This window comes from Enterobacter hormaechei ATCC 49162, assembly GCF_001875655.1.
Lineage (GTDB): Bacteria > Pseudomonadota > Gammaproteobacteria > Enterobacterales > Enterobacteriaceae > Enterobacter > Enterobacter hormaechei.
Map to the genome: position 1 here is coordinate 3,313,313 of NZ_MKEQ01000001.1, position 15,274 is coordinate 3,328,586.

General features: G+C 55.7%; 13 protein-coding genes. 6 read left to right on the forward strand and 7 right to left on the reverse strand.

Annotated elements, in window-relative coordinates; genetic code table 11:
- Positions 1 to 49 precede the first annotated feature (49 nt).
- Both BH712_RS16475 and BH712_RS16480 read right to left on the reverse strand, forming a co-directional pair.
- On the reverse strand, positions 50 to 796 hold the full coding sequence (locus BH712_RS16475; protein WP_006811501.1) for an alpha/beta fold hydrolase: 747 nt from the start codon (positions 794 to 796) through the stop codon (positions 50 to 52).
- Between the two features lie 9 nt (positions 797 to 805).
- The gene (locus tag BH712_RS16480) at positions 806 to 1,267 is read right to left on the reverse strand and encodes a DUF6130 family protein (protein WP_006811500.1); all 462 of its coding nucleotides are present in this window, start codon (positions 1,265 to 1,267) and stop codon (positions 806 to 808) included.
- A 212-nt stretch (positions 1,268 to 1,479) separates the two neighbouring features.
- On the opposite strand from BH712_RS16480, the gene BH712_RS16485 reads away from it, so the two are divergent.
- Positions 1,480 to 2,205 carry a 3-oxoacyl-ACP reductase family protein gene (locus tag BH712_RS16485; RefSeq protein WP_080010485.1) on the forward strand — a complete coding sequence of 242 codons (726 nt, stop codon included), beginning with the start codon at positions 1,480 to 1,482 and terminating at the stop codon, positions 2,203 to 2,205.
- Between the two features lie 31 nt (positions 2,206 to 2,236).
- Here the strand turns inward: BH712_RS16485 and BH712_RS16490 are convergent, their stop codons facing one another.
- The gene (locus tag BH712_RS16490) at positions 2,237 to 2,407 is read right to left on the reverse strand and encodes a YfgG family protein (protein WP_032673992.1); all 171 of its coding nucleotides are present in this window, start codon (positions 2,405 to 2,407) and stop codon (positions 2,237 to 2,239) included.
- Between the two features lie 368 nt (positions 2,408 to 2,775).
- Here BH712_RS16490 and BH712_RS16495 point away from each other — a divergent pair, with 368 nt between their 5' ends.
- Positions 2,776 to 5,016, forward strand: a complete 2,241-nt coding sequence (locus BH712_RS16495) for an EAL domain-containing protein (RefSeq protein ID WP_032673991.1) — start codon at positions 2,776 to 2,778, stop codon at positions 5,014 to 5,016.
- Between the two features lie 4 nt (positions 5,017 to 5,020).
- On the opposite strand, the gene ppx is transcribed toward BH712_RS16495, so the two are convergent.
- The 4 genes from ppx to purM all read right to left on the reverse strand — a co-directional run bounded on the left by ppx (position 5,021) and on the right by purM (position 10,521).
- Entirely contained in the window at positions 5,021 to 6,559 is a 1,539-nt protein-coding gene (gene ppx, locus BH712_RS16500; protein WP_006811495.1) for an exopolyphosphatase, read from the reverse strand.
- Between the two features lie 3 nt (positions 6,560 to 6,562).
- Complete coding sequence (gene ppk1, locus BH712_RS16505) at positions 6,563 to 8,623, reverse strand: polyphosphate kinase 1 (protein ID WP_006811494.1); 2,061 nt, start codon at positions 8,621 to 8,623, stop codon at positions 6,563 to 6,565.
- Between the two features lie 222 nt (positions 8,624 to 8,845).
- Positions 8,846 to 9,487: a phosphoribosylglycinamide formyltransferase gene (purN, locus tag BH712_RS16510; protein WP_006811493.1), complete on the reverse strand. Its 642-nt coding sequence runs from the start codon at positions 9,485 to 9,487 to the stop codon at positions 8,846 to 8,848.
- Positions 9,484 to 10,521 carry a phosphoribosylformylglycinamidine cyclo-ligase gene (gene purM / locus BH712_RS16515; RefSeq protein WP_006811492.1) on the reverse strand — a complete coding sequence of 346 codons (1,038 nt, stop codon included), beginning with the start codon at positions 10,519 to 10,521 and terminating at the stop codon, positions 9,484 to 9,486. The genes purN and purM overlap by 4 nt, the downstream gene beginning before the upstream one ends.
- 266 nt (positions 10,522 to 10,787) lie before the next feature.
- Here purM and BH712_RS16520 point away from each other — a divergent pair, with 266 nt between their 5' ends.
- From BH712_RS16520 to BH712_RS16535, 4 genes are all read left to right on the forward strand, one after another.
- Entirely contained in the window at positions 10,788 to 12,218 is a 1,431-nt protein-coding gene (locus tag BH712_RS16520) for a 6-phospho-beta-glucosidase (protein WP_006811490.1), read from the forward strand.
- A gap of 216 nt (positions 12,219 to 12,434) precedes the next feature.
- On the forward strand, positions 12,435 to 13,061 hold the full coding sequence (gene upp / locus BH712_RS16525) for a uracil phosphoribosyltransferase (RefSeq protein WP_003860560.1): 627 nt from the start codon (positions 12,435 to 12,437) through the stop codon (positions 13,059 to 13,061).
- A gap of 82 nt (positions 13,062 to 13,143) precedes the next feature.
- Positions 13,144 to 14,433, forward strand: a complete 1,290-nt coding sequence (gene uraA, locus BH712_RS16530; protein WP_003860558.1) for a uracil permease — start codon at positions 13,144 to 13,146, stop codon at positions 14,431 to 14,433.
- A 96-nt stretch (positions 14,434 to 14,529) separates the two neighbouring features.
- Positions 14,530 to 15,231, forward strand: coding sequence for a DnaA inactivator Hda (locus BH712_RS16535; protein WP_211482948.1), 702 nt, complete (start codon positions 14,530 to 14,532; stop codon positions 15,229 to 15,231).
- Positions 15,232 to 15,274 lie beyond the last annotated feature (43 nt).

A 15,274-nucleotide genomic window follows, 5' to 3' on the forward strand; every position in this document is an offset into this window, starting at 1 on the left:
CAGGATGGCGTGGCCCGTTATCGGACCGTTCATCATGCGGGCTTTTTTATCACTGTTGACCCGATAATGCCTGTTCAATCGTATGGGTAACGATGTCCGGCTGGCTGACCATCGATACATGGCTTGCCGCTACCTCCGTGGTGTTGGCGTTGATTTTCTTCGCCATTGCGCGCTCCAGCTCAGGATTGATCATCCGATCATTTTTGCTGACCACATACCAGCTCGGTTTGTCATGCCAGGCGGCATGCGTGACTTTCTCTCCAAACGCATCGGCCTTAATGGGACCCTGGGTCGCGGCAATCACATTGCGCTCAGCGTCCTTCACGTCAGGGGCAAAATTCTCGCCGACCGCTTTTGACGGCAGATATAAATACCCCTCAGCCGTTTTAGCGAGGCTGGCGCTCCCTGGCGGAGCAGGGTAGCTGTCTGCCAGAGCTGCCGTCGACTGGCCGGAATCCGGCGCGAAAGCGGCGACATAAACCAGAGACTTCACCCGGGCATTATTGCCCGCCTCGCTGATTACCGTTCCGCCCCAGGAGTGACCGACCAGCACCACATCCCCATGAGCGCGGGCGATTGCGCGCTGCGTGGCGGCCACGTCATCTTTCAGAGACGTGAGCGGAAGTTGGACCGCAATGACCTCGGTATGGTGTTTTTGCAGCCGGGTAATCACCTTATTCCAGCTGCTGCCGTCGGCAAACGCACCGTGTACCAGCACTACGCTGGTTTTCGTCTCTGCCAGCGCGCTGGTGGAAATTGCCAGCAGCGCCGCCGTGAATACAGACAATGCTTTCATATCAGGCTCCTAAAAGTGATGGACCGCGGCATGCGGCGGCACGGTAAATTCCACGGTTTTGTGGTCGATGGGTTTATGGGTAGGGTCGGCAAGGATGATCGTCACCTTGTGCTTTCCGGCGGGCAAGCCGACCAGAATCACCGGCTCGCCGCTGGTCTCCGCCCAGTGCCAGGGGGCGTCATCCACCACAACGTGGATATGGCCGATACGCGGAGTGACTTTCAGCGCGTCTGGCCCAAATACAGGCTCAATGCGCAGGTTTTCAGCCCGGTACTGGATAAAGACCGCGCCTTTACTCAGCGGTCCCGCCAGCGGCGGATCGACAATCAGTTTTGCTGGCGGCTGGGGTTTTTCCAGCGGCGCAACGGCGGCCGGGCCATTGACATCGGCGGCACTCAGGCCACTCAGGGGGGCGGCGCAGACGGTGGACGTCATGGCGAGTAAAGGAAGCAAAAAATGGCGGCGAATCATTTTGGTATCTCCTCTTGAGGTCATGTTACGAGAGACAGAAGACCATTTTTATGTATCGCGGCTGTTTGCTTTGCGGGAATTTTTGTATCGACGCGTGTGCCAGATGGCGAAGATACAGTGTGATACATTTCTCCAGGGCGCGGTGGGCGGTATGCTGGCATGGTGTTACCAGGCGCACCCGCCGGGTGCGCATCATTACCGGAGAAAATACGATGACGCATGAAAAAGTCGCTTTGATTTTCGGCGGTGCACGCGGGATTGGCGCGGCCATTGCGGTGCGGCTGGCAAGGGAAGGGTATCGCGTTGCCGTGACCTGGGTCTCACGACCGGATCGCGCCGATGTGCTGGTTTCGTCGATTACTGATGCGGGCGGGCAGGCGCTGGCGATCAATGCTGATAGCGCAGATGCAGTTGCAATTCAGGCTGCGGTTGATGCCACGATCGCCCATTACGGCAGGCTGGATGTTGCCGTAGTGAACGCAGGCGTACTGCGGCTGGGCACGCTTGAGGATTACCGGCTGGAAGATCTGGATGCCACGCTGTCGGTAAACGTGCGCGGCGTTTTCCTCTCCATTCAGGCGGCAGTGAAAAGCATGGTGGAAGGAGGGAGAGTGATCACCATTGGCAGCAATACCGCTGTTCGGACGGGGCATGCGGGGAGTAGCGTTTATGCGATGAGTAAAGCCGCGGTGGCAGCGATGGTGCAGAACCTGGCACTGGATCTGGCGCCTAAGCGGATCACCATTAACAATATCCAGCCCGGCCCTGTCGCCACCGATATGACGGCCGGAATGGCAGAGCAGATCACGGCGCATATCCCTTTGCAACGCATCGGGCAGCCGGACGAAATCGCGTCGCTCGCCGCATGGCTTGCTGGAGAAGAATCGGGATATATGACAGGGGCGAGCCTGACGATTGACGGCGGCTTCGTGCTTTAACCACTAAGGGCAGGGAAGCCTGATATTCTGATTAGCGCTCGGAAGCGTCAACCACAAGTCCCGTTTGCTGCGACTGAATTTTGTCCTGATGGTGATACCAGGCGCCAATGGAGGAATAAACAAAGCGGCCAAAGAAAAACAGAAAACTGATGAGCAGTATGATGCGGGTCATCCGGGTGTTAAATCGATGTCGTTTTCGCATACGCGTAGCCTGACTCACTTTCTTTTCCTGAGTATACCCTTTTGGGCGATGCGGCTATTAAGGCACAGCCGCAAGTCAGGGTCAATTCGACGAAATGTAAAATAGCGTCAATGCTTACATTAATTTATGTTATTAAAAACAACGCTTTTATTTATCGCATTGATAATTACAGGAAAAATATTCAAAAAAAGCGTAAGAAAGGTTTATTCAGATAAATTAATTTGATTTAGGTCAACGGAATCCCGTCGTTGCTATTTAAAATCCCTCCGCCACTGTGCTTGCCAGGAATTTTCCGGGCAACGTGTACGTCAGGTTGGATGCCTGTCTTCAATTACCCTCTGGAGTGCAAGGGTTATAAACGAGCATCTATGAATATTCATCATTTCCTGAAGCAAAATAAAGACCGCTGGTGGGCACTTCCTCTTATTTTACCCGTCGTGTTACTGCCGGTGTTAAGTGCGGCTAATACCTTAACGCAAATGGGTGACGGTATCGTTGCGCTCTATTATCTCCCGCTCTCCTTTCTGCTGACGCTGATGTTGTTCTTTGGCGTAGAAGCGCTCCCCGGGGTGGTGGTGTCGCTGTTTTTACGTTATTACCCGTCCGTTGGGCTGTTTGAAACCCTGGCTGGCATTCTGCATTTTATCGTCCCCCTGGTGCTCAGCTGGGGCGGTTATCGTGTGTTTGCGCCCCGACGCAATATGACCGCTTACGGCGACGGACGCCTGATGGGACAGCGTATTTTCTGGCAGGTATTTTGCCCGGCAACGCTTTTTCTGGTGCTGTTTCAGTTTGCGGTTTATCTCGGCATTTATGAGAGCCGCCAGAGCCTCGCAGGATTGAATCCCCTTAATATTCGAACCCTGATTAACTATCAGGGTCTGCTGGTGAGCGGGCTGACGGGCGTGCCGCTAAGCTACCTGCTGATCCGCCTGATACGTCATCCGCGCTATATCAAGGGACTGATGTCCCAGCTCCGCGCGCAAATAGACAAAAAGGTGACGGCCGTTGAGTTTGTGGTGTGGTTTTTAGCCCTGGGCGGGTTGCTGGTCATGCTGCTGCTGCCCATGAATGCAAACAGTTCTATTTTTAGTATCAACTACACCTTGTCCCTGCTGATGCCCGTGATGCTCTGGGGGGCGATGCGTTTTGGCTACAAGCTGATGTCACTCATCTGGACGCCGGTTCTGCTGGTGTCGATTCACTTTTTTTATCACTACATCCCGGTGCAGGAGGGTTATGGCATTCAGCTGGCGATCACCTCATCCAGCTATCTGGTCTTTTCCTTCGTCGTGACGTACATGTCGATGCTGGCGACACGCCAGCGGGCCATCAATATTCGCTCCCGCCGCCAGGCTTTTCTCGATCCGGTGGTGCATATGCCCAACCTGCGGGCGCTGTCGCGCGAGCTGGCCAGTAACCCGTGGTCGGCGCTCTGTTTGCTGCGCGTGCCCGAGCTGGAGGTGCTGGGACGCAATTACGGCGTGATGCTGCGGATCCAGTATAAACAGCAGCTGGCGCAATGGATAAACGGCACCCTTCAGCCAAATGAGCGAGTCTATCACCTCACCGGCTATGACATGGCGGTGCGTCTGGAGGCGGAGTCGCATCAACAGCGCATTGAGACGCTGGACGAGCATATCAAGCAGTTCGTATTTTTCTGGGATGGCATGCCGGTACAGCCTCAGGTCGGCATAAGCTATTGCTATGTGCGCTCACCCGTCAATCACCTCTATCTGGTGCTGGGGGAGCTGGGCATCGTGGCCGATCTCTCCCTCTCAACCAACCACCCGGAAAATCTTCAGCAGCGCGGGGCTGTTCACTTGCAGCGCAGCCTGAAAGATAAGGTGGCAATGATGAGTCGGTTGCAGACAGCGCTGGAGCAGAACGCTTTTACCCTGCTGGTTCAGCCCGTTCGCGGGCTGCGGGGCGATTGTTACCACGAGGTGCTGCTGCGGATGCGCGATGATAACGGGGCGCTGATCTTTCCCGAACAGTTCCTGCCCGTGGCACAGGAGTTTGGTTTATCGTCGCGCGTCGATTTATGGGTACTGGAGCGCACCCTGAGTTTCCTGGCACAGCACCGCCAGCGTTTGCCGGGCCAGCGCTTTGCGATAAACCTCGCATCGTCTACCGTCTACCGGGCGCAGTTCCCCCTTGAAGTGAGCCGCCTGTTAGCCAAATATGCCGTTGAAGCGTGGCAGCTGATCTTCGAAGTGACCGAAAGTAGCGCCTTTGGTCATGCGGATCTGGCGGCGTCCACCCTCAGAAAATTACAAAAAATGGGCATCCGGATCGCCATTGATGATTTTGGCACCGGCTACGCCAGCTATGCGCGGTTAAAAAGCGTGGACGCCGACATTCTCAAAATCGATGGCGGCTTTATTCGCAATATTGTCAGCAACAGCCTGGATTACCAGATTGTGGCTTCTATTTGCCATCTGGCCCGGATGAAGAAAATGCTGGTGGTGGCGGAATATGTGGAAACGGAAGAGATACGTAGCGCGGTGCTCGCGCTAGGTATCGATTATGTGCAGGGCTATTTGATTGGGCTGCCGGTGGAGCTTGATACGTTGCTCGACGCGCAGCCTTCTCAGGAGAGCGCCTGAGCCGTCACGCGGCGGCTTCCTCGCTCTCTTCTTCAATCTTCAGCAGCCAGCCGGTGACGGATTCCCAGTACTGCTGCTCTTTTTCCAGGTCCAGCAGAACCAGCGCGTTCTGGCTAAACCAGTCGTGCGGGAAGCTCAGCGTCCAGTGATAGTCATCCGTTTTTAGCTTCAGCGTTGGCGGCGTGGTGGTCGCCTGTCGCTGATTATTGAGCAACACGCCCAGGCGCAACAGCTGAATGAGCGGCAGGAACTGCTTTTTCTTGAACAGCGTAAAGCGCGGCAGATCGTCGAGCTTGATGGCTTTGCGGTGATAGCGCACCAGCGTCGCCATCATGGTTTGCTGCTCCTGGTTGAAGCCAGGCAGATCGCTGTTTTGCAGAATATAGGCTGAATGGCGATGCATCCCGCTGTGGTTAATGTTCAGTCCCACTTCGTGCAGCATCGCGGCCCATTTTAACAGCGCGGCCAGCTGCGGATGCGCCAGCTTCGGATTCTGCTCCTCCCACTGCTCGTACATCTGAACCGTGGTTTCCAGCACCCGTTTCGCCTGTTCGCGGTCGATGTTGTACTGGTTAGCCAGGCTCTGCGCGGTGCGGCTGCGAATATCCTGATGACGGAAGCGGCCTTCCATCTCATACAGCACCCCTTCGCGCAGGGCACCGTCAGAGAGGCGCAGCTCTTTGATTGCCAGCGCGTCAAACACGCCGCAGAGGATCGCCAGCCCCGGGACGAACACCGCTTTACGTTCGTCGGACAGGCCCGGCAGACTCAGGGCGTCGAAGCTTTTATGCTTAAGCACCTCTTCGGTCAGTTTCACCAGACGCTCAGGCGTGATAAACCCGTCTTTTTCACCCATCGCCAGAAGCACTTCATGGGCCGCTTTAATGGAACCCGATGCCCCCAGCGCCACGTTCCAGCCCTGAATACGGTACTGCCAGGCCAGATTTTCCAGCTTCTGGACAGCCGCCATACGCGCGCGCTGGAAGTTTTCGCGGGTGATCACGCCGCCCGGGAAATACATCTGCGCGAAGCTGACGCAGCCCATACGTCGGCTTTCCACCAGACGCGGCTCGAAGTCTTCGCCAATCACCAGTTCCGTGGATCCACCGCCGATATCAATCACCAGCTTGCGGCCTTTTTCCGGCTGCGTATGCTCCACGCCCATAAAAATCAGGCGCGCTTCTTCGTTACCGGAGATGATTTCAATCGGGTAGGGGATAACCTTTTCCGCGCGCTTAAGAAACTCCGGCGCGTTTAGCGCCTGACGTAGCGTATGCGTCCCGACGATGCAGACGCTGGACGGCGAAAAACCTTGCAGACGTTCTGCGAACAGCGACAGGCAGTTCAGCCCGCGCTCCATGGCCTCTTCGCTCAGCATATTACGCGCATCAAGACCATCGGCGAGATGCACGCGCTGCTTCAGACGACCGATGATCTGCATCGCGCCATCCACCTCGCGGGCGATGACCATATGGAAACTGTTTGAGCCAAGATCGACCGCAGCAAACTCCTGCGGGCGTGGGGTATTATCGTTTATTGGCATAGGTTAATCGGGTTGCTCAAGTGATTTGATGTAATCGTAAATCGCCAGCTGGGACCGCACTTTACGGCGATTGCCGCGCGGCACATAGCGATTACTGAGTTCTTTGTCGATATAACGTGCTTTCACCGTATCGCTGAACAGGATCTCAATAATGTCCAGAATACGCTGCTTAAGGCGAGGATCCAGCAGCGGCGCCGCCACTTCAATACGGTAATCAATATTACGCGTCATCCAGTCGGCGGAAGAGAGGTATACGCGCTTATCACCGGCGTTATCGAAAATATAGACGCGATCGTGTTCAAGATAGCGATCCACAATGCTGATCACGCGGATATTGTCGCTGATGCCTTCCAGTTCCGGTATGAGCGAACACATGCCGCGAATGAGCAGATTAACCGGAACGCCGGAGCTGGAGGCCGCATACAGGCGGTCCACCAGACCTTTGTCCACCAGATTGTTAAGCTTCAGCGTGATGCCGGACGACAATCCGTTCTGCGCATTGGCAATCTCTTTGTCGATCATATCGTACAGCAGGCGTCGTGAGTTCTGCGGGGACACCAGCAGATAATCGAAACTCACCGGGCGATATGGGTTCTCAATGAAGTTGAACACCCGACGCACTTCGTTGGTGATGCGCGCATCGGCCGTCAGCAACGAGTAGTCGGTGTAAATGCGCGCGGTTTTCTCGTTGAAGTTACCCGTACCGATATGGGCATAACGCACCACGTCGTCGCCCTCTTTACGGGAGATCAGGAACAGCTTGGCGTGAATTTTCAGCCCCGGCGCGGAGAAAATAACGTGCACGCCCGCTTCCGTCAGTCGGCGCGCCCAGTGGATGTTGGCCTCTTCGTCGAAGCGAGCCTGGAGTTCAACCACCACGGTCACTTTCTTGCCGTTGTGCGCCGCGTGGATCATCGCATCGATAATGCGGGAATCTTTCGCCACGCGATAAATGTTGATTTTAATCGCCAGCACGTTCGGATCGAACGACGCCTGACGCAGCAGTTCCAGCACGTGTTCAAAGGTGTGATACGGATAGTAGAGCAGCACATCCCGTTCGCGGATGGCGTCGAACCCGTTGCGGAACTTGTCGAACCAGATATGGCGCAGGCGCGGCAGCGGTTTGTTCACCAGATTGGCTTTGCCAACGTTCGGGAAACCGATGAAATCTTTGAAGTTGTGGTAACGCCCGCCGGGAATAATGGAGTCGTAGCGGGAGATGGTCAGCTTATCGCGCAGCATCTCCACCATCGCGTCTGGCATATCGCGCTGATAGACAAAACGCACCGGCTCTGCCGTCAGGCGCTGTTTCAGGCTGGAAGACATCAGCTCCATCAGGCTGGCCTCCATCTCATGCACCAGATCGTACTCGGCGTCACGGGTCATCTTCATCGAGTAGGCGTTCAGCGCGTCGTAATCGAAGAAGCCTTTGAAGATATCGTCCAGACAGTAGCGCAGGATGTTGTCCAGCAGGATCATCGGCTTGCGTCGGCGCGGGGTTTCCGGCGGCAGGTTTACAAAGCGCGGGACTTTATCAGACGGTATTTCCAGCAGCGCATAGTTAATGGTCTCACCACGAATGATCTCTACCGCCAGATAGGTGTAATCATCTTTCAGGAACTGCACCAGATCGGTTTCACGGTTGATCAGAATCGGGGTGATATGCTGGCGCAGATAATGTTTGAAATAGTGGCGCAGCCAGTTTTGCTGATTCGCGGAGAGCTGACGTTCGTTGATCAGGAAGATTTGGTTGCGTGCCATTTCCAGCAGCAGCTCGTTATAGAGGCCATCAAATTCCTGATCGGCTTTCATGACGCGAGACTGGATTTTTCCAAGCAGATGCCGCGAGTGGGAGTTTAAGCCCTGTTCTTCGCTGATGATGATTCGGCGTTTCAGTTCGGCGAAGCGAACCTTGTAGAACTCATCCAGATTGTTGGAATAGATGCCTAAAAAACGCATACGCTCAATCAGCGGGTTGCTTTTATCGGCCGCTTCCTGAAGTACACGTTCGTTGAATGCTAACCAGCTTAGCTCTTTCTCGATGTATAACTTTTCCTGACCCATTACAGCTCACACTCCAGTTCAATCACAGGACGTGGTAAATCCGTCTCGTCCTTATTATGGCGAGCATTTCCACGATATGTCCAACAGTGCCAGAAAAGTATGACAGTTATTTTTTTTGTTGGGGATTTTAGAGGGTTGGGGGAGGGGGTGGCGCTGCGCTTACCATGACCTACGGGACCGCAGGCCTGTGCAAGCAAAGCGCCGCCGGGCAATTTAAATAGACTACTCTTCGGCCGCATAACCCTGCGGGGGCAACTTCACGCCGTCCAGCCACGCGGCGCCGTTGCGCATCTCCAGACGTCCGTCGACAAACCAGCTTACCACCAGCGGATAAATGGCGTGCTCTTGCGTCTGCACGCGTTCGGTCACGTCGTCTTCGTTGTCGCCGTCAAAGACCGGTACTTTTGCCTGCAAAATGACCGGGCCGCCGTCCAGCTCGTCGGTGACGAAATGCACGGAGGTGCCGTGCTCCTCATCGCCGTTCTCCAGTACCTGACGATGGGTGTGCAGGCCGGGGTATTTTGGCAGCAGGGAAGGGTGGATATTGAGCAGTCGTCCGGCGTAGTGTGCAACAAACGCCGGGCTGAGGATACGCATATAGCCCGCCAGCACCACCACGTCAGGCGCGTAGGCGTCAATCTCCTGCACCAGCTCACGGTCAAAGGCTTCACGCCCGGCGAACTGGCTGGCTTCCAGCGCGTGCGCAGGAATGTTCGCTTCCCGCGCGCGCTCAAGGCCGAACGCATCGGCCTTATTGCTGAATACTGCCCGAATGGTGCCATTTATTTTCTTCTGTTTGCAGGCGTCTATGATTGCCTGCAAATTGCTTCCGTTGCCGGAAATAAGCACCACGATGTTTTTCATTCAATGACCACACGCTGTTCGGAATCGGAAGCTTTAATCGTACCGATTTTCCACGCGTTTTCACCTTTTTCTGTCAGCAGCTTAACCGCTTTATCCGCTTCGCTTGCTGGCAGGGCGATAACCATGCCAACGCCGCAGTTAAAGGTGCGGTACATTTCGTGATCGCTCACGTTGCCTGCGGTTTGCAGCCAGTTGAAGACGGACGGCCACTGCCATGAGGATGCGTCGATCACCGCCTGGGTATTGTCCGGCAGCACGCGCGGAATGTTTTCCCAGAAGCCGCCGCCGGTGAGGTGAGCGATGGCGTGAACGTCGACGTTCTCAATCAGATCCAGCACGTTTTTCACGTAGATGCGGGTCGGGGCCAGCAGGTGATCGGCCAGCGGTTTGCCGTCCAGCTCGGTGGTCAGCGGATCGCTGCCGCTCACTTCGAGGATTTTACGCACCAGAGAGTAGCCGTTGGAGTGCGGGCCGCTGGAGGCCAGTGCAACCAGCACATCGCCGTCAGCCACTTTGCTGCCGTCGATAATTTCTGATTTTTCTACCACGCCGACGCAGAAGCCTGCGACGTCATAATCTTCACCGTGATACATGCCTGGCATTTCAGCGGTTTCACCGCCGACCAGCGCGCAGCCGGATTGCAGACAGCCTTCCGCGATACCGTTAATGACGCTGGCTGCGGTATCCACGTCCAGCTTGCCGGTCGCGTAGTAATCCAGGAAGAACAGCGGCTCAGCACCCTGTACCACCAGGTCGTTGACGCACATCGCCACCAGATCGATACCGATCGTATCGTGACGCTTAAGATCCATCGCCAGGCGCAGTTTTGTACCGACACCATCCGTACCCGAGACCAGCACAGGTTCACGATATTTTTGCGGCAGTGCGCACAGTGCGCCGAATCCACCCAGGCCACCCATCACTTCCGGGCGGCGGGTTTTTTTCACCACACCTTTGATTCGGTCAACCAGCGCATTACCTGCGTCAATATCAACACCGGCATCTTTGTAGCTGAGAGAAGTTTTGTTGGTCACGGCTTAAATCCCCACGCGATTGCATAGCTAGTAAGAAAAATCGGCGCAATTCTAACAGTCCAGGCAAACGTTTGCGAGCCTATTCTCGGCGCGGGGATCTTTTTTTCTGTGCGTGTTGTCCAGGTCAACAAACTTGACTCTGTTCACGAAAATGAAACCGGTTTCGGCGATCTGCTTGCAACGGCTACCCCCTTTGCACATCATCAAACTGAAACCGGTTTCTGTAACTGTTTTTGCAGAAAATAACGCAGAATGAGGGAAAGCGAATGTCAGGATTTAAAGCAGGTTTTCTGTGGGGTGGGGCCGTGGCGGCGCACCAGCTTGAAGGCGGCTGGAAAGAGGGCGGCAAGGGCGTAAGCGTTGCCGATGTCATGACGGCAGGCGCCCACGGTGTACCGCGTGAAATCACCAATGGCGTTCTTGAGGGGAAAAATTACCCAAACCACGAAGCCATCGATTTCTATCACCGTTATAAAGAAGACATCAAGCTCTTTGCCGAGATGGGGTTCAAATGCTTCCGCACCTCCATCGCCTGGACACGAATCTTCCCGAAAGGCGACGAGCTGGAGCCGAACGAAGCGGGACTCAAATTCTATGACGATCTGTTCGACGAGTGCCTGAAGCACGGCATCGAACCGGTTATTACGCTTTCCCACTTCGAGATGCCTTTCCACCTGGTCACGGAATATGGCGGCTGGCGCAACCGTAAGCTGATCGACTTCTTTGTCCGCTTTGCGAAGGTCGTTTTTGAGCGCTACCAGCATAAAGTGAAGTACTGGATGACCTTTAACGAGATCAACAACCAGGCTAACTTCCACGAAGACTTTGCGCCATTTACCAACTCCGGGCTGAAGTATGCGCCGGGAGAAGACCGCGAGCCAGTGATGTTCCAGGCGGCGCACTATGAACTGGTGGCCAGTGCCCTGGCGGTGAAAGCGGGGCGCGAGATCAACCCGTCGCTACAAATCGGCTGCATGATTGCTATGTGTCCGATCTATCCGCTGACCTGTGCCCCGGACGATATGATGATGGCGATGAACGCCATGCATCGCCGCTACTGGTTCACCGACGTCCACGTGCGCGGCAAGTATCCGCAGCATCTGCTCAACTACTTTGAACGTCGCGGCTTCGCGCTGGATATCACCGAAGAAGATAAAGCGGCGCTGACGCAGGGCTGCGTGGATTACATCGGGTTCAGCTACTACATGTCTTTCGCCACCAAAGCGACGGCGGATAACCCGACGCTGGATTACGACGAGAGCAAGAGCCTGGTCTCTAACCCGTACGTGCAGAAATCCGACTGGGGCTGGCAGATTGACCCGGTCGGGCTGCGCTACTCCCTGAACTGGTTCTGGGATCACTACCAACTGCCGCTGTTCATTGTTGAAAACGGCTTTGGCGCGATCGACGTGCAGGAGAGCGACGGCACGGTGAATGACCAGTACCGCATCGACTACCTTTCAGCGCACATCCGCGAGATGAGAAAAGCGGTAGTGGAAGATGGCGTGGATCTGATGGGTTATACCCCGTGGGGCTGTATCGACTTGGTTTCTGCCGGAACGGGCGAAATGAAAAAACGCTATGGCTTTATCTTTGTCGATAAAGATAACGAAGGGAATGGCACGCTGAACCGCAGTAAGAAGAAATCGTTCGACTGGTATAAGCAGGTGATTGCGAGCAACGGCGAGCAGCTATAATTGCCCGGTGGCGCTGCGCTTACCGGGCCTACGGGATGTGTAGGCCGGGTAAGCGTTAGCGCCACCCGGCAGAATCCCGCACCCAAGCCGGAGCCAAGCCTCCGGCTTTTTTGTCTTTGCTTGATCCCTGTCAAGCAAGATGGGTATGGCGCAATCCGAAAAAAGCGGTATAATCCCGCGATTTTTTTGCGGATGCCGCCTCAGAGGAGAAAGAGAATGAAGATTGTGGAAGTGAAACACCCACTCGTTAAACACAAGTTGGGCCTGATGCGTGAGCATGACATCAGCACGAAGCGTTTTCGCGAACTGGCTTCTGAAGTGGGCAGCCTGCTGACCTACGAAGCGACCTCCGATCTGGAAACGGAAAAAGTGACCATCGAAGGCTGGAACGGCCCGGTACAGGTTGAGCAGATCAAAGGTAAAAAAATTACCGTTGTGCCAATCCTGCGTGCGGGTCTGGGCATGATGGAAGGCGTGCTGGAGCATGTTCCAAGCGCGCGTATCAGCGTGGTGGGTATCTACCGTAACGAAGAGACGCTTGAGCCAGTCCCGTACTTCCAGAAGCTGGTATCCAATATCGACGAGCGCATGGCGCTGGTGGTTGACCCGATGCTGGCGACCGGTGGTTCGATGATTGCCACCATCGACCTGCTGAAAAAAGCAGGATGTAGCAGCATTAAAGTGCTGGTGCTGGTCGCGGCGCCGGAAGGTATCGCGGCGCTGGAAAAAGCGCACCCGGACGTTGAACTCTATACCGCGTCTGTCGACCAAGGGCTGAACGAGCACGGGTACATCATCCCGGGGCTGGGCGATGCCGGCGATAAGATTTTTGGTACTAAATAATCGAATAACGATAAAGAAGCCGACTTTGATAGTCGGCTTTTTTTTGAATAAAAACCAACAATAACACTCAGAGGAAAACACTATGACGCGCCGTGCTATCGGGGTGAGTGAAAGACCGCCGCTTTTACAGACAATCCCGCTTAGTTTGCAGCACCTGTTCGCCATGTTTGGCGCAACCGTGCTGGTGCCAATCCTGTTTCACATTAACCCGGCTACCGTGCTGCTGTTTAACGGCATCGGTACGCTGCTTTACCTCTTCATCTGTAAAGGCAAAATCCCGGCCTATCTGGGATCGAGCTTTGCGTTTATCTCACCGGTGTTATTGCTGCTGCCGCTGGGTTATGAGGTCGCGCTGGGCGGCTTTATCATGTGTGGCGTGCTGTTCTGCCTCGTTTCCTTCATCGTGAAGAAAGCGGGTACCGGCTGGCTGGACGTCATGTTCCCGCCTGCGGCGATGGGCGCCATCGTTGCCGTCATCGGCCTGGAGCTGGCGGGCGTGGCGGCGAACATGGCTGGTCTGCTGCCTGCGGACGGTCAGTCACCGGATTCCAAAACCATCATCATCTCGCTGGTGACGCTGGGCGTGACGGTGTTTGGCTCCGTGCTGTTCCGCGGTTTCATGGCGATTATCCCGATCCTGATCGGCGTGCTGGCGGGCTACGCGCTCTCCTTCGTGATGGGCGTTGTGGACACCACCCCGATTGCCGAGGCGCACTGGTTCGCGCTGCCAACTTTCTACACCCCGCGCTTCGAATGGTTTGCCATTTTCACCATTCTGCCTGCCGCGCTGGTGGTGATTGCGGAACACGTTGGCCACCTGGTGGTCACGGCGAACATCGTGAAGCGCGACCTGATCCGCGACCCGGGCCTGCACCGCTCCATGTTTGCCAACGGTTTCTCGACCATCATCTCCGGTTTCTTCGGTTCCACGCCAAACACGACTTACGGTGAGAACATCGGCGTAATGGCGATCACCCGCGTCTACAGCACCTGGGTTATCGGCGGCGCGGCGATCATCGCCATTCTGCTCTCCTGCGTCGGCAAGCTGGCGGCAGCGATCCAGATTATCCCGGTGCCGGTGATGGGCGGCGTTTCCCTGCTGCTGTACGGAGTAATCGGCGCGTCCGGTATTCGCGTGCTGATTGAATCCAAAGTGGATTACAGCAAGGCGCAGAACCTGATCCTGACCTCCGTTATCCTGATCATCGGCGTGAGCGGCGCGAAGGTGCACATCGGTGCGGCTGAGTTAAAAGGCATGGCGCTGGCGACCATCGTCGGTGTCGGCCTGAGCCTGATTTTCAAGCTGATCTCGGTGATCCGCCCGGAAGAGGTGGTGCTGGACGCGGACGACAGCGAAAAAGCGCCACATTGATCGTCATGCCGGGCGAAGGATCGCCCGGTTCTCTCCTTGCAGGTTCCGTGTTAAACTCCATTCCGATTTTATGTAAGATCTCTGGTTGAGGTATTTCTGAACGGACCGGCACAGCTCTCTCTGCCACTTTATCTCCCTGACGACGAAACTTTCGCGAGTTTCTGGCCGGGTGATAACCCCTCTTTACTGGCTGCACTGCAAAACGTGCTGCGCCAGGAACACAGCGGATACATCTATATCTGGTCACGCGAAGGCGCGGGGCGCAGCCACCTGCTGCATGCCGCCTGTGCGGAGCTTTCGGCCCGCGGTGACGCGGTAGGCTATGTGCCGCTGGATAAACGCACCTGGTTTGTGCCTGAGGTGCTGGAGGGCATGGAACATCTCTCCCTGGTCTGCATCGATAATATTGAATGCGTGGCGGGGGATGAGCCGTGGGAAATGGCAATCTTTAACCTCTACAACCGCATTCTGGAGTCGGGCAAAACCCGGCTGCTGATCACCGGCGATCGTCCGCCGCGTCAGCTCAATCTTGGTCTGCCGGATCTGGCGTCTCGTCTGGACTGGGGACAAATCTACAAGCTGCAACCGCTGTCGGATGAAGACAAACTTCAGGCGCTTCAGCTGCGGGCAAGACTGCGCGGCTTCGAGCTGCCGGAAGACGTGGGCCGTTTCCTGCTGAAACGGCTGGACCGCGAAATGCGCACGCTCTTTGATACCCTAGATCAGCTCGATCGCGCCTCCATCACCGCCCAGCGCAAGCTGACCATTCCGTTTGTGAAAGATATTCTTAAGCTTTGAGTTTTTTGCCCGGTGGCGCTGCGCTTACCGGGCCTACGAAAAC